General features: G+C 68.9%; 13 protein-coding genes and 1 pseudogene. 1 reads left to right on the top strand and 13 read right to left on the bottom strand.

Annotation, left to right across the window (positions count from 1 at the left end; genetic code table 11):
- The 12 genes and pseudogenes from QGN30_RS01330 to QGN30_RS01275 form a co-directional block, all read right to left on the bottom strand.
- On the bottom strand, nucleotides 1-3279 hold the full coding sequence (locus QGN30_RS01330) for an arabinosyltransferase domain-containing protein (RefSeq protein WP_095562408.1): 3279 nt from the start codon (nucleotides 3277-3279) through the stop codon (nucleotides 1-3).
- A 6-nt stretch (nucleotides 3280-3285) separates the two neighbouring features.
- Nucleotides 3286-5166, bottom strand: a complete 1881-nt coding sequence (locus QGN30_RS01325; protein ID WP_038534793.1) for a galactan 5-O-arabinofuranosyltransferase — start codon at nucleotides 5164-5166, stop codon at nucleotides 3286-3288.
- A 2-nt stretch (nucleotides 5167-5168) separates the two neighbouring features.
- Nucleotides 5169-5933, bottom strand: coding sequence for a decaprenylphospho-beta-D-erythro-pentofuranosid-2-ulose 2-reductase (locus QGN30_RS01320; protein ID WP_248923338.1), 765 nt, complete (start codon nucleotides 5931-5933; stop codon nucleotides 5169-5171).
- Between the two features lie 11 nt (nucleotides 5934-5944).
- A complete protein-coding gene (locus QGN30_RS01315) occupies nucleotides 5945-7327 on the bottom strand; it encodes an FAD-binding oxidoreductase (RefSeq protein WP_038534795.1) in 1383 nt (460 codons plus the stop codon).
- 91 nt (nucleotides 7328-7418) lie between these two features.
- Nucleotides 7419-7841: a GtrA family protein gene (locus QGN30_RS01310; RefSeq protein ID WP_009956764.1), complete on the bottom strand. Its 423-nt coding sequence runs from the start codon at nucleotides 7839-7841 to the stop codon at nucleotides 7419-7421.
- A 41-nt stretch (nucleotides 7842-7882) separates the two neighbouring features.
- Nucleotides 7883-8362: a GreA/GreB family elongation factor gene (locus QGN30_RS01305; RefSeq protein WP_008263067.1), complete on the bottom strand. Its 480-nt coding sequence runs from the start codon at nucleotides 8360-8362 to the stop codon at nucleotides 7883-7885.
- 91 nt (nucleotides 8363-8453) lie between these two features.
- The gene (locus tag QGN30_RS01300) at nucleotides 8454-9914 is read right to left on the bottom strand and encodes an HNH endonuclease signature motif containing protein (protein WP_009956762.1); all 1461 of its coding nucleotides are present in this window, start codon (nucleotides 9912-9914) and stop codon (nucleotides 8454-8456) included.
- Between the two features lie 42 nt (nucleotides 9915-9956).
- Entirely contained in the window at nucleotides 9957-10787 is an 831-nt protein-coding gene (gene wzm, locus QGN30_RS01295; protein ID WP_008263070.1) for a galactan export ABC transporter permease subunit Wzm/RfbD, read from the bottom strand.
- A 233-nt stretch (nucleotides 10788-11020) separates the two neighbouring features.
- Nucleotides 11021-11926 (bottom strand): annotated as a pseudogene (gene glfT1, locus QGN30_RS01290) (galactofuranosyltransferase GlfT1); the annotation flags it as partial.
- Nucleotides 11923-12720 (bottom strand): galactan export ABC transporter ATP-binding subunit Wzt/RfbE, encoded by a 798-nt coding sequence (gene wzt, locus QGN30_RS01285; protein ID WP_008263074.1) that lies wholly within the window; start codon nucleotides 12718-12720, stop codon nucleotides 11923-11925. The pseudogene glfT1 and the gene wzt, both read right to left, overlap by 4 nt.
- Before the next feature lie 20 nt (nucleotides 12721-12740).
- On the bottom strand, nucleotides 12741-13193 hold the full coding sequence (locus QGN30_RS01280) for a bacterial proteasome activator family protein (RefSeq protein ID WP_225323837.1): 453 nt from the start codon (nucleotides 13191-13193) through the stop codon (nucleotides 12741-12743).
- Nucleotides 13194-13271: 78 nt separating this feature from the next.
- A complete protein-coding gene (locus tag QGN30_RS01275) occupies nucleotides 13272-15245 on the bottom strand; it encodes a DUF6541 family protein (RefSeq protein ID WP_248923340.1) in 1974 nt (657 codons plus the stop codon).
- Between the two features lie 129 nt (nucleotides 15246-15374).
- Between QGN30_RS01275 and QGN30_RS01270 the strand changes: the two genes are divergently transcribed.
- Complete coding sequence (locus QGN30_RS01270) at nucleotides 15375-16571, top strand: cysteine desulfurase-like protein (protein WP_009956759.1); 1197 nt, start codon at nucleotides 15375-15377, stop codon at nucleotides 16569-16571.
- Here QGN30_RS01270 and QGN30_RS01265 read toward each other — a convergent pair.
- Nucleotides 16568-17536, bottom strand: a complete 969-nt coding sequence (locus QGN30_RS01265) for an NAD(P)H-quinone oxidoreductase (protein WP_038538376.1) — start codon at nucleotides 17534-17536, stop codon at nucleotides 16568-16570. The genes QGN30_RS01270 and QGN30_RS01265 overlap by 4 nt on opposite strands.
- Nucleotides 17537-17560: the final 24 nt, after the last annotated feature.

Here is a 17560-nt window from a genome sequence, read left to right as displayed (position 1 = left end):
CTACGTCTTGCGCAGCGGCGCCGGGTTCCACAGACCGCTGCGCGCCGCCGTTCCCAGCAGTAGGTCGGCGGGTTGCGCGCCGGGGTAATACGGCGTCAGCCGCTGCAGCGAGCCCCAGTCGCGGGACCAGTCGTCCTTGAGATAGGTGGCCATCGTGGTGGCTTTCACCAGGAGTTCGGTGACGCCCAACGGGCCGCCGCCGTTGTTGTCCATCACGGGCGAGTTGGCCTCGGCGCCGAACCGGTCGGGCAGGATGCGCCACTTCGGTGTCTCGTCGACGCCGTTCTGATGGCCGAACGGTCGCTGACACGGGAAGGCCAGCCCGACGAGCCAGTCCAGGAACACCGGGTCGGCGGAGCCCACCACGTCCTGCAGGGTGCGCAGCCGCGGAATGCGCGGCGGTGTCAGGGCGATCCAGTGCTGCGGCGCCAGGTCTTCGTCGTCGGCGACCAACCGAATCTGGGTGGCGGAGTCGGGGATCGCCGACAGCGCCAGGCGCAGGTTGCGCCAGGCCGGGGACGCGCCCACGTCGGCGAATTGGAACGAGCCGCCGGGGTGCCCGCCGGCCGCCTGCTCGTCGGTGGCCCACTGCACCTGGACCTCGCGGGGGTCGAAACGCCCGGCCGCGCTCACCACCAGCAGCGGTCCCGCCTTGTCGCGCGCGGGCAGGCGATACCACCCGGACCGCAGGTGCGCGGGAATCTGGATGCCCGAGCGCCAGCTGCCGAGCACCGGTGTGCGCGCGGGGTCGAGGTTGAAGGGCAGCTGGGCCGACGATCCGTTGATTCCCGGCGCGGGGGTGGTGCCGCCCTCGGTTCCCGCCTGGTTGCTGCCGGTCTTCTCCTCGTCGTTGACGAAGCTGCGGTCACCCGGCCGTTCCATCACCGGGTCGGCGCGGACGTCGGCGGGAATTCCGTTGGGAGTGAAGGCTTCCGACAGGCCGGCGCCGAGGGCGTCCGCCGCCGAGGCGCCCACCGGCGAGAGCATGCCCGCGTTCGGGTCCTGCTCCACCAGCACGTCCTCGGCCAGCCCGCACGTCTTGCCGGTCAGCGCCTGCAGGTTGGAGCGGCCGACCGACCAGGCCGGATACTGGTCGGTCATCGCCAGGGTCAGCGACGCCACCTCGAACACCACCAGCACCCACGTCGCAATTGCCAACGGGGACTGGATGATTCCCGCCACGCGTGCGCCCAGACGGGTCTTGGGTGGCCCGTTCTCGGGGGCGACGAAGTGGAACCACGCCGCCGCCAGCAGCACCACCACGGTCAGCCCGAGCAGGGCGGTGGCGAACGCGTAATGCCACGCCGGGAACGCATTCGACCAGGGCACACCGAAATTCGAGACGTACCACCAGCCGTTGACGCTGGCGAACGACAGCGCCACCAGGAACAGCACCACGGCGGCGTACACGGTGCGGTTGCGCCGCGACCGCATGGCCACCGCGGTCACCGCGACCGCGGCGAGCGCGCCCAGCGGCCCGGCGAGCCCGGCGAACACGCCGAAGTGGTGGGTCCACTTGGTGGGGGTGAACATCATCGCGACGAACGAGATGATCGTGATCCCGACGATGCGGCGGCTCGGCCCGGCGGCGGTGCCCGGAATTCGGCCCTTGCGCAACGACATTGCGACCGTGACCCCGAGCGCGAGCACCAGCGCCAGCACGGCGAAGCGGCGGGCGACCGACCCGTCGGGGCTGGCCATGAACAGCCGCTCGTAGCGGATGTGTTCGTCGAACCAACTCAGGCTGGGGCCGACGGCGCGCTTGAGCATGGTGGCCTGGACCTCGCCGGCCAGCGTCTGGTCGCGGAAGATCAGGATGGCGGTGACGGTGACCGCGGCCAGCAACGGCAGCACCAGCGGCAGCGCGCCGAACCGGGTGATCCTGCGGTGCAGGATGGTGCGCAGCGGCCCGATGGCGACCAGCAGGGCGCCGATCGAGGCGATGCCCGTCGGCCCGGAAAAGAGGGTCAGCGCGCCGATGATGCACGCGATCGCCACCGGCAGCAGCCGGCTGGTGGCCACCGCGCGCTCCACCGAACACCACGTCAGCAGGATGCCCAGGGCGATGATCGGCTCGGGGCGCAGCCCGTTGTCGAGCGGGAGCCAGACCGCCAGGAACGTGCCCGCCGCGGTCCAGGCCGCCGCGCGGTTCTGCTTGACCGCATGGCCCAGGCGGGGCATGACCTCCCGGCTGATCACCCACCAGCACGTCAGCGCCATCACCAGGGTCGGCAACCGCATCCAGATGCTGGTGGTGCTCACGTGGGCCCACAGCGCCAGCAGGTCGTAGTACCAGCCGAACGGTGCCTCGGGCGTGCCGAACCAGCGGTAGTAGTTGGCCATGTAGCCGGCGTGCTCGGACACCCGGGCCATGGTCAGGATGTAGCCGTCGTCGGAGGTGTTGGCGCCGACGAAATGCCACCACACCAGCACCGCGATCACCAGGGCGTCCAGCGCGCCGATGGACCACCAGCGCGCCGGCAGGAAGCGGCGGTGCCGGGTGCCGTCGGCGGTGTCGAGCCGGTGCAGCGCGACCAGGGAGGCGGCGGTCAGCACCAGCCCCAGGATCATCGCCGCCATCTTCAGCGGGGTGGGGCTGCTGCTGTAGCGGGTGTCGACGGTCGCCGAGAAGCTCAGCCCGGGCGGCGTCGGCCCGCTGAGATCGGTGAAGACGCCGACGATCTGCGGCCGGAAGTCGTAGCCGCTCTTCTCCCCCCGCAGCGGCGAGCCGGGATGCTCGGAATTGGGTCCCTGGGTCAGCCCGACGAACTCGGCGGTCACCCGGTCGGCGTGCGCGGTGAACGTCAGCCGCTGGCAGGCCGGGCCGAGCACCTGGCTCAGCGGCGCGCTCACCACCGGGACGTTGCGCACCACCAGCACCAGCTCGTCGTTGGCCCGCACGATCAGCAGGCCCCGGTCGACGGCCTTGGGCGCCTGCTTGGGCACCGTCGACAGCAACACCGTCTTGCCGGCGTTGCCCCCGCCGGTCAGCCCGGCGGCGGCCTGACACGGGACGGTGATGTTCAAATCGGTGGCCACGTAACCGATCAGGGGCGCCTCGACGCTGCCGAAGGTGCCGTTCTGTGGCCAGTTCAGCTGGGCGGTGGTCTGGTCGACCGGCAGCAGCGGGGTGGCGATCGCCAGCAGCACGCCGAGCAGCCCGGCGACGGAAGCAACCAGCCGGGCGATCCGGTGATTGGTTTCCGTGGCTGACACGGTGCTAGATGCTAGTTCTTCCGCGGTATGCGGCCCCGTTTGAGGCGTGGTCTCGGTGCTCATCGGTGGTTACGCCCCCGGTTTGCGGATGGCCAGCACGAAGGGGCCGACGCTGCGGACGTCGAAGCGCGGGCTGTCGAACAGGGCGCCGCGCAGATCGACGGTGTAGCGGCGCACGTTGGGCTGGTTGGGGTAGACGTCCTCGGCCAGCCGCAGGGTGTAGTTGCCGTTCGCGCCGCGGCGCATCAAAAAGACCGTCGGAGGTGGCCAGGGGCAGGCATCCAGGGCGTGGATCAGCTCGTCGGCGGTCTTGAGCTTGGACCACTTGTCGATCTGCGCGGCCCGCAGGTCGAATTGCGCGAGCGGGTTGGCGTAGTGCGAGGTGAGCCCCTGGAATCCCCAGTAGGGGTAGAACGACAGGAAGCTGTAATCGGCCGTCATCACCACGGTCTGGTCGCGCGGCTTGCCGGTCACCTGCGTGATGTCGTGATCGATTGTCGCGTAGAACTTTTCGGCGCTGGGCGGCCGCCGGTCGCCGCGCTGCCCGTTGCCGTCGGTGTCGGTGTAGGCGATGGTGAGGTCGGGGCGCAGCACGTCGGGGATGTCCTGGCTGAACGCGATCGCGGCGGTCAGACCGATGGCGCCGGCCACCGGGACGATCGCGCGGCCGCGCGGCTTGAGGGCCAGCGTCGCCTCGAGGAAACCGAAGGCCCCGGCGGCCACCAGCAGCACGCTCAGCGTCGGCTGCAGCCGGAACGACAACAGCGTGACGCGCGCCAGCGTGGTGAGCATCGACAACAGCGACCACAGGTAGATCGCCAGCACGCCGATGGCCAGCGCCCCCGCCCGCACCGAGGAGCGCGCCCGCACCACCAGCCACAGGGTGCCGATCATGGCGACCACCCCGAGCAGCGTGAACTGCAGCATCGGGAAGGTGAGCTCGGCCCCGTCGGCCGGCAGGTAGTGGGCGGCGCCCCCGGTGTTGCTGATCGGACTGCGCGCCGCTCGCACCAGGAACGGCAACCAGGTCGTGCAGCCGATCACCACGGCGATGCCGGCGATGACCGCCAGGCGTCGCAGCGGATCGAGCGCGGCCTTCACGCCGTCCCGGTGCCACCGCACCCCGGCCAGCCACAGCGCCATCAGCCCGATCGCGAACGCGCTGAACCCGAACAGCAGCGTGTACCAGGTGGCCGTCCACCCCAGGAAAATCCCTGCGCCGATCACCGCGCCCCAGCCCGCGCGCCGGCCCGCGTCCGGACGGTCCGCGGCCCGCAGCCCCGACCAGGTCAGCACCAGCACCGGCGGCAACAGCACGGTGATCATCGCCGAGTAGGGCTCGGGCGAGCCGTACGCCAGCGTGACCGCGGCCGTCGCGGCGGTGACGATCAGCGCGTACTCGAACCGGACCATCCGCCACCACAGCACCAGCGCGACCGCGACCGCGACGGCGATCGAGGTGATGGCCCACGGTTTGAAGACCTCCCACGCCGGCGTCCCGGACAGCGCCGCCGCGCGCCCGCCGATCCAGAACCAGCCGGGCGGGTAGAACGGCGGCAGCCCAAGGTAGGTCATGTCGCGCAGGGCGGGGCTGTCGGCGAGCCGGGTGACGTATTCGGTGCGGAACTGCTGGTCGACGGAGATGCCGAACAGATACAGCTTGGTGGCCCCCAGCGGCATGCCCAGGGTGACGACGGTGAACGCGGACACGAACACCAGCCCGCCCAGCTGGGCGATCAGCCGGTGCCCGCGCCGCCACACCCATCCGGTGGCGACCAGGCCGGCCAGGCAGCCGACCTGCCCGACGGTGGTCAGCGCGTGCAGTTGGTTGGACGACGGAAAGGCCGGCCACTGCACGCCAGAGATGGCGATCAGCGACACCACCGCGACGGCCACCGCAACCAGCGCCGCCAAGGCCATCTGGCCGAGGGTGGCCAGCGCGTTGCGCATGATCAGATTGGCAGCTTGCGGAAGATGGGACGCGGGACGTGTCGCAACACCATCATCACGTAACGGAATGCTGCTGGTGCCCAAACCAATTCCTTACCCTTTGCGGCCGCGGTGACCGCGAGGTTGGCGACGTACTCCTTGTCGACGGTCAGCGGCGCTTCCTTGACGTGCGCGCTCATCCGGGTACGCACCTGGCCGGGGCGAATCACCAGGACACGAACCCCGAACTCGCGCAACGCTTCTCCTAGCCCCAGGTAGAAGCCGTCCAGGCCCGCCTTGGTGGAGCCGTAGACGAAGTTGGACCGTCGCACCCGCTCACCGGCCGCCGAACTCATCGCGATGATCTGGCCGAAGCCCTGCGCCCGCATCTTCTCGGCTAACAGCACGCCCACCGAAACCACTGCGGTGTAGTTGATTTCGGCGGCCAGCACGGCCTTGTGCTGGTTTTGCCACAGCTCCTCGGCGTCACCGAGGATGCCGAAGGCGACGATGGCCACATCGACATCACCGTTGGCGAACGCCTGATCGATCATCTTCGGGTGGGTGTCGGGGTCGGTGGCCTCGAAATCGATCAGCTCCACCGACCGCGCACCGGCGGCCTTCATCTGCGCCACGGCGGCGTCGCGGCCCGGGTCGTTGGGCATGGCGGCCAGCACGATTCGCGCGTGCGCGTTCTGCAGGTAGCGCTCGCAAATGGCCAGCCCGATCTCGGAGGTGCCGCCGAGCAGCAGGATCGTCTGCGGATTCCCCACGGCGTCTAAAACCATTGGCGCACCATCTAGAGCAGCTCCAAACGTCGGGCCATGTCCGAGGCGAACACCCGTAAGGGGTCGACCTTGCGGCGTACCGCGATCCATTCGTCGATGCGCGGATACATGGCGTGGAAGGTTTCTGCGCTGACACGGGAGTCCTTGGCGGTGTAGACCCGTCCGCCGAATTCCAGTGCGCGCCGGTCGAGTTCGTTGAGGAACTCGTTGATCCCGGGCTTGTTGGGGAAGTCCATCGCGACGTTCCAACCGGCCATCGGGAAACTCAGTGGTGCGCGGTTGCCCGGGCCGAAAAGCTTGAACACGTTCAGCGCCGAGTAGTGGCCCGTGGTTTGGATCCAGCGGATGATGTCCTTGAATTCGTCCATCGCGTTCGGCGGGACCAGGAACTGATGCTGGGCGAAACCCCTTGGGCCGTAGGCGTTATTCCAGCCGCTGACCAGATCCAGCATGTGGTAGAACTGCGACAGGTTCTGGATCTTGCCCGAGTAGGTTCCGCCCAGCCGGTAATACGTCTCGCCGATGGCCATGAACGACAGCTTGTTCATCGCGCTCACCGGAAACACGTTCGGCACCGTCAGCAGCTGCGGCGCATCGAATTTCAGCGGGTTCTTGGCGAGCTTCTTCGGCAATTGGTCCAGCTTCGCCAGGCTGCCGCGGCTGACCGCGGCCCGGCCGAGCTTCGGGGGCGAACTGATCAGGTCGAACCACGCGCTGGAGTAGGTGTAGTTGGCTTCGCTGCCGTCCAGGTGCACGGCCACCGTCTCGTCGAGATCCTTGGTGGCCACGCCGTCGGCGATGAAATAGGCCGTCTCCGTGGGCGTCATGGCGATGGTGGCGCGCAGCACGATCCCGGTCAGGCCGTTGCCCCCGACGGTGGCCCAGAACAGCTCGGCGTCGTCGCCGTCGGGGGTGATGGTGCGCACGGAGCCGTCGGCCATGAGCAGGTCCATCGACCGCACGTGGTTGCCGAAGCTGCCCGCGCTGTGATGGTTCTTGCCGTGGATGTCGCAGGCGATCGCCCCGCCGACGGTGACCTGGCGGGTGCCCGGCAGCACCGGGACCCAGAGCCCGAACGGCAGCGCCGCCTTCATCAATTGGTCCAGGCTGACCCCGGCGTCGACATCGACCAGCCGGGTGTCGGCGCTGATCGAGTGAATGCGGTTGAGCGCGGTCATGTCGATCACCAGGCCGCCGCCGTTTTGCGCGTTGTCGCCGTAGGAGCGGCCCAGCCCCCGGGCGATCACGCCCCGGCCGCCCGAGTCGGCCGCCCGGGCCACCGCCTTGGCGATCACCTCCGGATCGCGGGTGGACAGCACCTGGGCCACCGACGGTGCGGTGCGCCCAAAGCCCATCAGCCGGGTGGGCTTGGTCACGGGATCGGTGCTCGACATCGTCAAAGAGGGTACCGCCTGCTCCGTCGGCGATGCGGGACGCAGGCGTCCCGCTGAGGAGGCGGGTAATCCGGGCTGGGCCGGAGGCGGCTCAGTGGATGCGGAAGATCACGGCCCGCTGCACGACGAAGTTGATCACCGTCGCGGTGCCCTGCGCGATCACGAACGCGACCGGGATCGCCCACGCTTGGTAGTGCAGAAACGCCAGGCACAGGTGGTTCAGCCCGACCTGCACGGCGAAGGTGATGGCGTAGAGGACCATGACCGCGACGAACCGGGCGGTGCTGGGGGGCGCCTGGAAGGTCCACCGGCGGTTGATCAGGTAGGCGGTGATGGTGCCGACGATGAAGCTGATGGACTTGGCCACGTCGACCTGTACGTGCGCCGCTTTGAACAGGAGCAAGTAGAGCCCGAAGTCCACGATCCCCGCCAGGCCGCCGGTGACGACGAAGCGCGTGACCTGTGTCGTCAGACTCAGGCGCGCCGGCGCGGCCGGGGACTCGGGGGGAAGCATTGGGGGAGTCTAACGGGGCCGCCGGGCACCGGCGGGCAGCGTCAGCGGGGCAGTTTGACCGCGATCAACTCGACCTGGTTCTCGCCCTGGGGCGTCGAGTACGTCACCGTGTCGCCCGGCTTGCGCCCGGCCAGGGCCTGGGCCAGCGGGCTGCGCGCGGTCAGCGTCTCGGCCTCCCGGCCGACGGGCGTCTCCTCGACGATCGAGATCACGTGCATGGTGACCACTTCGCCGTCGGCGAACCGCAGTGTCACCTCGGTGCCGCCGGGCAGCGTCGCCGAGGAGTCGGAGTCCGGCGGCCCGGCCCGCAGACGCCGGTCCAGTTCGTTGATCCGGTCGGAAAGCACCACGAGTTCGTCGGCGCGCTGGATCGCCTCGGCCGCGTCGCCATGATCGCCCACCATCCCGCGGTCGTTCTTGACTTCGGCCTCGAGGCGGTCGCGCCGCTGCCGCAGCCGGTCCAGCTCGGCTTCGAGGTTGTTCCGCGCGGCGTCCGCTGCCGATGGGGCTTTCTTGCTCACGTCCGTGGACCTTTCGCCCGGTGTGCTCAGGTGGCGTACCAGTGTGACACCACGATGAGCGACCCGCCACCATCTGCGGGAGAACCGGACATCAGAAGGGCGGCGGGTCGTTGTTGTGGGGCGCCGACCGCTCGGCGGGACGCGCCGCCTCGGCGCTGATGCGGGCCTCGTTGATGCCGCGCTCCCAGCGGACCCGGGCGGCGCGATCCTCGGCGCGGGTTCGCTGCCGGACGGGCATCATGACCCCCCGGTTCTGCGAGGGTGCGGGCGCGACGGCCGGCAGTGTCAGCGTCCCGGTCGGGACCGCCAGCGCCGGAAAGTACAGGCTGCCACCAGGTTTGGTGATGTACGTATGTCCCGTCGGCGACGTCCACACCACGGTGCCGTCGGGCAGCTGGCGATCCCGCCAGCCGTCGGGGCCCGTATAGAACGTCTTGAGCAGGTGATGGTGGCGGCAGAGCAGCTTGAGGTTGGACGGATGGGTGGGGCCGAGCGGAAACGGCACCGTGTGGTCGATGTCGCAGACGTCGGCCGGAGCGTCGCAGCCGGGGAATCGGCATGTCAGGTCGCGGAAGCGGACGAATTCGGCCAGCGCGGTCGACGGCCGGTACCCGGGCTCCGCCCGGTCCGGCGCCGGCGAGAGCGGCTTGGTCTTCGCGACACCGGCCAACTCGCGCAGCGAGCCCGTCGGCAATGGACCGAACCCCGGCAGCAGCGCCGGCGCGCGCGCCTCGCCGCCGACCGCAGCCGGCTCGGCCAGCACATGGACCACGACATTGGTTCCCGGGGGCCGCTGCGCCGCAGGGCAATCCGGGCTGCCACAGTCACAGCGCAAGACGGTCTGCCCGGCGGCCATCGCGCCCATCGCATCGGCGCGACGCTGCGCCTTGGTGCGGGAATCGTTCCGGCACACCGAATCGGCCAACGCGTCGAGCGCGCGGTCCACCGCGGCGGCATCGGTGGGACGCACCCTCGCCGAGATCTCGGCCAGCCCCGGGCTGAGGGGCCCGATCTCGACACGGCGATCTTGACTGCGCATCCCCGGCACGCGCACCCCTACGGGATCGATGCGCGCCACCCACATGTCAATGCGCTCGGCCATTTTCGGCCCCGACAGCCGCATCCATTTCGGGGCGTGCCGGGCGACCGCGGCGTCTAGCCGGGCGATCAACTCGGGGTCCTCGATCAGCTCGGTGCGGTACACCACCGCCGCCATCAACCGGAAATCGATGTGGCCCTGGGCGAAGACCTCAGCGACCCGGGGCAGCCGCTCGCGCAACGCGATCGCATAGTGCAAGCGCCCGGACGCGCGGCCCCGACTGATTCCCAGCGCGGCCGCCACCTCGGCGACCACGTTCTCGTGTCCGTCGACCGCCCAATTGAAACGGTCGGCGTCGTCGTCCGGCGCCCGACGCGCATACAGCTCGCCGATCGCCGCCAACTCGCGCGCGCAGTGCGCGTTCTGCGCCCGGGCCGCCGCGGTGACGCGGTCCAGCACACCGGCGTCGTCGACGCCCTGAAACGCCAGGTCACGCGGCACTGCTTCGAACATACGTTCGATGATAGCGCCGCCCTGTGACAAGTCAGGGAAACGCTAAACCCAGTAGGGCACCCGGGCGCGGTACTGGCGCATCGCGAAGGCCGCGAACACCCAACCGACGGCCGTCAACACCAGCACCACGGCCCAGTGCCGCAGCTCCTGGTGCGCCCCGAGTAGCGGCGCGCGAACGATGTCGAGGTAGTGCAGCAGCGGGTTGAGTTCGACGATGCGGGACCACCGCCCGGCGCCCTGCTGGCGCAAGGTGTCGTCGTTCCAGATGATCGGCGTCATGAAGAACAGCAACTGCACGACGGAGAACAGCAGCGGACCGATGTCGCGGTAGCGGGTCGCGAGGATGCCGAAACACAGTGACACCCAAATGCAATTGAGCACGATCAGCGCCAGCGCCGGGAGCACCGCGAGGTCGGCCCACGACCATGGCTTGGGATAGATCATCGCGATCACCGCGTAGATGACGATGTTGTGCGCGAACAGGATGACCTGCCGCCACACCAGTCGGTAGACATGCACGCTCAGCGGGGTGGGCAGCTGCTTGATCAACCCCTCGTTGGCGACGAACACGTCGGCGCCCTCCAGGATGGCGGCGTTGATCAGGTTCCAGATGATCAGGCCCAGCGTCACGTACGGCAGATGCACGGACAGCTCGAGGTGAAACAGCTTGGAGTACAGGCCACCCATGGCCACGGCGGTGGTGCCCGTCGCGATGGTGATCCAGAACGGCCCCAGCACCGAGCGCCGGTAACGCTGCTTGATGTCCTGCCAGCCCAGATGCAGCCAGAGCTCGTGACGACGGAAACCGTCGACCAGGTCGCGGCGGGCCCGGGTGAATGTCCGCGACTGCGCCGCCGCGTCAAGGAACGTCATCGGGCTCCTCCCGGTCTGGATGGTGGCGACCCGCTTCGCCCGGCTCCGCCGCGCTCGCGATCCCCACTAGGTATCGATGGTGGCGACCCGCTTCGCCCGGCTCCGCCGCGCTCGCGATCGCCACTCGGTATCGATGGTGGCGACCCGCTTCGCCCGGCTCCGCCGCGCTCGCGATCGCCACTAGGTATCGATGGTGGCGACCCGCTTCGCCCGGCTCCGCCGCGCTCGCGATCGCCACTAGGCCGGCCGAACTGTTCACGACGCCCCAAGCGCCGCAACCGGATCCACTCGGCCAGGCCACGGGGGTCGCGACGGGTCACCAGAAAGAACCAGCCGAACCGGACCCATTCCTGAACCACCAGCTTGCGCAGCCCCGGCTGTGACTGCAGGTAGCCGCGGTTGCGGTAGGTGAAGAACCGCTTGGTGGGGTTGTCGGGATATTGGGTGTGCATCCGGCCGCCGAGAATCGGGCGGAACTCGTCGGATCCGCACGGGTGCAGGTAGACCGCGTCCAGGCAGGTTCCGAACGGCAGGCCGGAACGCACCAGCCGCCGGTGTATTTCGACCTCGTCGCCCCGGATGAACAGCCGCAGATCCGGGACGCCGACCGATTCCAGCGTGGCGGCCCGGAACAGCGCGCCGTTGAACAACGAGGCGATGCCGCGCAACAGGTCCTGCCCGGTTTCGGTGCGCAATTCGCTTGCGCGCCTGCGCCATACCAGGCCGCGGCGCAACGGAAACGCCAACCGCTCGGCATCGTCCATGTTGCACACCATGGGTGACACCTCGGCCAGGCCGTGCTTGTCCGCGCACGCCAGCAGGGTGGCAAGGACATGCGAATCCTGCGGGCGCCCGTCGTCGTCGGCCAGCCACACCCAATCGGCGCCCAGGGCCAACGCGTGCAGCATGCCCAACGCGAAACCGCCGGCTCCGCCGAGGTTGCGTCGCGATCCCAGATAGGTCGTCGGAATGGGTTGTCCCGCAACCAGTTCGCGGACACGGCCGTCACCGGAGAAATCGTTGTCCACGACGATGAGGTGGTCGGGCAGCCGCGTTTGCGTGCTCAGCACATCGAGGGACTTGGCCAGCTCGTCGGGGCGCCGGTGGGTGACGACGACGGCGACGACGGTGTCGCTCATGGCTGTCCGGCCGTCTCGGCCAGCACCTCGCGCACGTGCCGGGCCGCATCCTCCCCCTCGTACGCCCGCACGACGTCCTCGATGCCGCCGGTCATGCGGATCACACCGTGGTCGATCCACATCGCCGTCTTGCACAGCCGGGCCAGGAATTCGTTGGAGTGGCTGGCGAACACCAGGATTCCGGACCGCTCCACCAGCCCCTGCAACCGCGACTGCGCCTTCTTCATGAAGTCGGCGTCCACCGCACCCAATCCCTCGTCGAGCAACAGGATCTCGGGATCGATGCTGGTGACCACGCCCATCGCCAGCCGGACCCGCATGCCGGTGGAATACGTACGTAGCGGCATCGACAGGTAGTCACCCAGCTCGGTGAACTCGGCGATCTCGTCGACCTTGGACTGCATCTGCTTTCGGGTCTGCCCGAGGAACAGGCCGCGGATGATGATGTTCTCGTAGCCGGAGATCTCGGGGTCCATCCCGACGCCGAGGTCGAAGATCGGCGCCACCCGCCCGGTGACCTGCGCCCAGCCCCGGGTGGGCTCGTAGATGCCCGAAAGTAGGCGCAGCAGAGTCGATTTCCCCGCTCCATTGTGGCCGACCAGGCCGACCCGGTCGCCCAGCTCGAGGGACATGGTGATGTCCCGCAACGCTTCGACGACGACCACGTTGGAGTTGTTGCGTCCGATCGTGCCGCCCGCCTTGCCCAAGAAGGCCTTCTTCAACGAACGCGACTTGGCGTCGAAGATGGGAAATTCGACCCACGCGTTGTGCGTCTTGATGTGAGGACCCGACACCGTGAACTACTCGAGGTCGCTTACAGGTACTGGCCGTGCCCGGGCGCGCCGCCCGCCTTGCCGACGCCCGGGGGGAGCGCGCCCTGGCGCATCTTTTCCAGCTGGGCGCGGGCGGCCATCTGCTGGGCGAACAGCGCGGTCTGGATGCCGTGGAACAGCCCCTCCAGCCAACCCACCAACTGCGCTTGGGCGATGCGCAATTCGGCGTCCGACGGCGCGGCGTCCTCGTTGAAGGGCAGGGTGAGGCGGTCGAGTTCCTCACGCAGTTCCGGCGCCAGGCCCTCTTCCAGTTCCCGGATGCTGGTGGCGTGGATCTCGCGCAGCCGGTTGCGGCTGGCGTCATCCAGCGGCGCTGCGCGCACTTCCTCGAGCAGTTGCTTGATCATGGTCCCGATCCGCATCACCTTTGCCGGCTGCTCGACCAGATCGGTCAGGGAGCGCTCGTCGGAGTCATCGTCGGTGATCGCCATCATCCGCGGGTCGACGCCGCCGATGATTTCGACGTCGTCATCATCGTTGCGGGTACTCAAAACTTCACCATCCTTCGTGGACTATGGGTGTGGCGTCGTGCCGCTTGGTCGCCATTCATAAATTCGGGCGCCGCCATTGTCGTAGATCAGCGCCCACGACTTCGACTTATCCAACGACACTAGTCCGTCGGGTACGGCGAACCCCCGGACAGTCGGCGCACTCGTGTAGATGTACCGGATATTGAGCGCCTTGATCGCTTCGAGGACCCTCGGATCGGAATCGCCCCGGCGCGCCGAGGTCCAGAAGATGTAGCGGTTGGGACCGGGCCCCATCTGTTGCGGGTAGTCGTAGTGCGTCCAGAGCGGGTGCAGATCGGCGACGGCGTACATCCACGCGGTACCGTCGGTGTTGGCGTTGCCGATCAGGGTCTCGCGGGCCCCGGGGAGCTTGGCCAGATACGCCATGGCCATCAGATCGCGTTGGTCGATCATCACCGAGTCGTATTTGTCGCCGAACAACCACAGGTGCCGATAGAGGTAGTGGCGCGCGCTGAGCACCGTGGTCGCCACCAGCAGCACCGCGGTGACCGACACCCAGACCGGGGCGGGCAGCGGTTTGAACCGGTCCGACAGCCGTCGGGCCCCGGCCACGACGCCGATCACGATCGCGAACAACGCGATGCCGGCCATCGGCTCCAGCAGCAGGGTGGTGGCGGCCGCGATCCGGCGCGGATCCTTGTAGAAGAACTCGCCGAACATCCCGGCCACCGCGCCGACGGGGCCACCGATCGGATTTCCTGCGTCGACGTTCACCACGATCAGCAGCAGCCACAGGGCCAGCGGCCACCAGATCCGCTTGACCAGCAGGATGACACCGCCGATGGCGGCCAGCGCGATCAGCCCGTATTGGACCGGGAAGTCGTTGAGGTGGCGGGAGTGCTGGAAGACGGCGTCGAACAGCCCCCGCTTCTTGCTGAGGTAGGTGAGGAACGAGTGCCCGGCGATGATGTCTTCCTGTTCCTGCACGCTGATGAACTGCGGCAACAGGATCAACCCCGACACCACCGCGACGCACGCCAGGGCCGCCACATCGGCCAGCCTGCCGCGCACGGGACGCCACAGCGCATCCAGGAGCCACCAGGCCAGCAGCAACAGCAGCACGATCACACCGCCGGTGATGTGCACCGACATGACACCCACCAGCGCCAGCACGGCCGCGGGGATGCGGTCGCGGTGCCGCAACGTGGAGGTGATCAGCACGAACGCCGGCACCGCGGCGCCGTAGGCGGCCAGGTTGGGCATCGCGGCGACGGCGAACTCGACATAGGGGACCGCCGTGAACGACGCGGCCAGCGTGGCTGCGGTCGCCGCGGCGCCCGCGCTGCGCCATTCGTCCCAGGTCGGGCGCAGCACCCGCCAGGTGAGCATCGCCGCGCCGGTCGGAAACAGCCACACCGATGCGGCGACCGAGCTCAACGTGTAACCCGTGGTCGGCGCCGCCCCGGTCAGCTGGCAGAACACCGCGGTCAGCGCGTGGAACACCGACGGGTAGTACAGCGTGTGGTGCGTCTCGACGTTGCGCAGCTCGCCCATGTGGGTGGAGGACGCCTGGCCGGTGTCGAGGATGAACCGCACCTCGTTGGCGTGCCACACCGCATCCCAGGTGCTCGGGATGGTCTGCCAATGACCGTCCAGGCCGCGGTAGGCGGCCCACATGATGAGCAGGGCCCCCAGCGCCACCCCGGCCGCCACCGTGATCGCCGGCCAGCGGCCGACCCTACGGGTCTCGGCGTCGCGGTCGCGGTAGCGGCCGAGCAGCAGCTGGAAACCGATCATCACCAGGCACATGACGACCAGCGCGGCCAGCGCGGTCCAGCCGTTCCACGGTATTCCGATGGCACCAAACGGAATAATGGCGAGCGCAACCACGCCGTAGGTCAGCGCCGGGCCCACCGCAACAGCGACCGGCCAAGACAACTGACTGATACGTGCGATGATCGCCCCGGGCGCTATCAGCAAAAACAATGCAATGAGCGTTCCGAACCAGAGCCCCACTCGACTAGTATGGCTGGCCGGGTGCCCTGGCTCGGGAGGCCACCGACTGGCCGGAACGGCTTGGACCCTTTCAAGGCACCCGCTACCGTCGCAGTTTCGCAAAAACGCGAAAGCTTTAAGGTGGCCCACATGGCATACGACGTCGCCCGGGTGCGCGGACTGCATCCGTCGCTGGGTGACGGGTGGGTGCACTTCGACGCTCCCGCCGGGATGCTGATTCCCGACTCCGTCGCGACGACGGTGTCGACGGCTTTCCGCAGGTCTGCGCCCACCACCGTGGGGGCGCACCCCTCGGCGCAGCGCAGCGCCGCCATCTTGGAGGCGGCCCGGGCGGCCGTGGCCGATCTGTTCAACGTCGAACCCGCCGGCGTCGTGCTGGGCGCCGATCGCGCGATCCTGTTGTCCGCGCTGGCCGAGGCGTCGTCGTCGCGCGCCGGCCTGGGCTACGAGGTCATCGTCAGCCGCTTGGACGAGGAAGCCAACATCGCCCCGTGGCTGCGGGCGGCGCACCGGTACGGGGCCAAGGTCAAGTGGGCCGAGATCGACATCGAGACGGGCGAGCTGCCGACGTGGCAGTGGGAGGGCCTGATCGGGAAGTCGACTCGGCTGGTCGCCGTCGCCTCGGCGTCCGCGACGATGGGCACGGTCACCGACCTGCGGGCGATGACCAAGCTGGTGCACGACGTCGGCGGCCTGGTGGTGGTCGACCATTCCGCCGCGGCGCCCTACCGGCTGCTCGACATGAGGGAAACCGACGCCGACGTGGTGGCGGTGAACGCCGCCGCGTGGGGCGGCCCGCCGATCGGCGCGATCGTGTTCCGCGATCCGGTGCTACTCAACTCGTTCCATTCCATCTCGGCCGACCCCAAGGCCACGGGCGCGGCGCGCCTGGAGATCGGTGCGCACCAGTTCGGGCTGCTGGCCGGGCTGGTCGCCAGCATCGAGTACCTGGCGTCGCTCGACGAATCCGCCCGCGGCACCCGGCGCGAACGCCTGGCGGTGTCGATGCAGTCCGCCACCTCGTACCTGAATCGGATCTATGACTACCTGATGGTGTCGTTGCGCTCGTTGCCGTTGGTGATGGTCATCGGCCGCCCGGAGGTGCGGATCCCGGTGGTCAGCTTCGTTTTGAACGGCGTGCCCGCCGAACGGGTGGTGCAGCGGTTGGCGGACAACGGGATTCTGGCCGTCACCAACGAAAGCTCCCGCGCGCTCGACGTGCTGGGCGTCAACGACATCGGCGGCGCGGTCACCGTCGGGCTGGCGCACTATTCGACGACGGCCGAGGTCGACCAGTTGGTGCGCGCGCTGGCCTCCCTGGGCTAGACCGTCAGGACGATCTTCCCGGTCACCTTGCCGTCCACCAGTCGCTGGTGCGCGTCGCCGGCCTGCTGAATGGGCAAGCGGGCGCCGATGATCGGCCGCACCCGTCCGTCGGCCACCATGGGCCACACCGAGGCCGTCACCGCCTGCACGATGTCGCTTTTGCTGTTCGGCCCGGTGGCCGGACGGCCCCGCAGCGTGGTGCCGATGACCCGCGCCCGCTTGGCGAGCAGTTTGCCGATGTTGAGCTCGCCCTTGACGCCGCCCTGCATGCCGATGATGACGAGCTGCCCGTCGCTGGCCAGGGCGTCGATGTTGCGATCCAGGTAGGCCGCGCCCATGATGTCGAGGATCACGTCGGCACCGCCGGACTCCTGTAGCCGCGCGACGAAGTCTTCGTCGTGGTAGTTGATGGTGATGTCGGCGCCCAGGTCGCGGCAGAAGTCGAGCTTCTCCGCCGAGCCGGCGGTGACCGCCACCCGGGCCCCGAGCGCGCGCGCGATCTGGATCGCGTGGCTGCCGATGCCGCTGGCCCCGCCGTGCGCGAGTAGTAGCTGGCCCCCGCTCAGGCCCGCGATGAGCACCACGTTCGACCACACCGTGCAGGCCACCTCCGGCAGCCCGGCCGCGTCGACGAGATCCACACCGGACGGAATCGGCAGCACCTGGCCGGCGGAAACGGCGACGTACTCGGCGTACCCCCCGCCCGCCAGCAACGCGCAAACCTCTTGGCCCGCAGACCATTCCGTGACACCGTCGCCGACTTCGGTGATGACACCGGACACCTCCATGCCGATGATCTCGCTCGCGCCGGGCGGCGGCGGGTACTTACCGGCGGCCTGCAGCACGTCGGCGCGATTCACACCGGCGGCGGCCACCTTGACCACGACCTCGCCGGGCCGAGCGGACACGTCGGCCACTTCTTGCCAGAACAGTTGATCGGAGGATTCGGCGACGATGGCTCGCATGGCGGCCACGCTACCGGCCCCCGT

The sequence above is a fragment of the Mycobacterium sp. 3-98 genome (assembly GCF_035918355.1).
GTDB lineage: Bacteria > Actinomycetota > Actinomycetes > Mycobacteriales > Mycobacteriaceae > Mycobacterium > Mycobacterium intracellulare.
Note: the sequence above shows the minus strand (reverse complement) of the source record. Positions and strands in the feature narration are given on the sequence as shown.

What these genes read in the sequence shown, in the direction of transcription:
- QGN30_RS01330 (WP_095562408.1), bottom strand. Translation starts at nt 3,279, where the DNA reads ATGAGCACCGAGACCACGCCTCAAACGGGGCCGCATACCGCGGAAGAA.
- QGN30_RS01325 (WP_038534793.1), bottom strand. Translation starts at nt 5,166, where the DNA reads ATGCGCAACGCGCTGGCCACCCTCGGCCAGATGGCCTTGGCGGCGCTG.
- QGN30_RS01320 (WP_248923338.1), bottom strand. Translation starts at nt 5,933, where the DNA reads ATGGTTTTAGACGCCGTGGGGAATCCGCAGACGATCCTGCTGCTCGGC.
- QGN30_RS01315 (WP_038534795.1), bottom strand. Translation starts at nt 7,327, where the DNA reads ATGTCGAGCACCGATCCCGTGACCAAGCCCACCCGGCTGATGGGCTTT.
- QGN30_RS01310 (WP_009956764.1), bottom strand. Translation starts at nt 7,841, where the DNA reads ATGCTTCCCCCCGAGTCCCCGGCCGCGCCGGCGCGCCTGAGTCTGACG.
- QGN30_RS01300 (WP_009956762.1), bottom strand. Translation starts at nt 9,914, where the DNA reads ATGTTCGAAGCAGTGCCGCGTGACCTGGCGTTTCAGGGCGTCGACGAC.
- wzm (WP_008263070.1), bottom strand. Translation starts at nt 10,787, where the DNA reads ATGACGTTCCTTGACGCGGCGGCGCAGTCGCGGACATTCACCCGGGCC.
- QGN30_RS01280 (WP_225323837.1), bottom strand. Translation starts at nt 13,193, where the DNA reads ATGATGGCGATCACCGACGATGACTCCGACGAGCGCTCCCTGACCGAT.
- QGN30_RS01270 (WP_009956759.1), top strand. Translation starts at nt 15,375, where the DNA reads ATGGCATACGACGTCGCCCGGGTGCGCGGACTGCATCCGTCGCTGGGT.
- QGN30_RS01265 (WP_038538376.1), bottom strand. Translation starts at nt 17,536, where the DNA reads ATGCGAGCCATCGTCGCCGAATCCTCCGATCAACTGTTCTGGCAAGAA.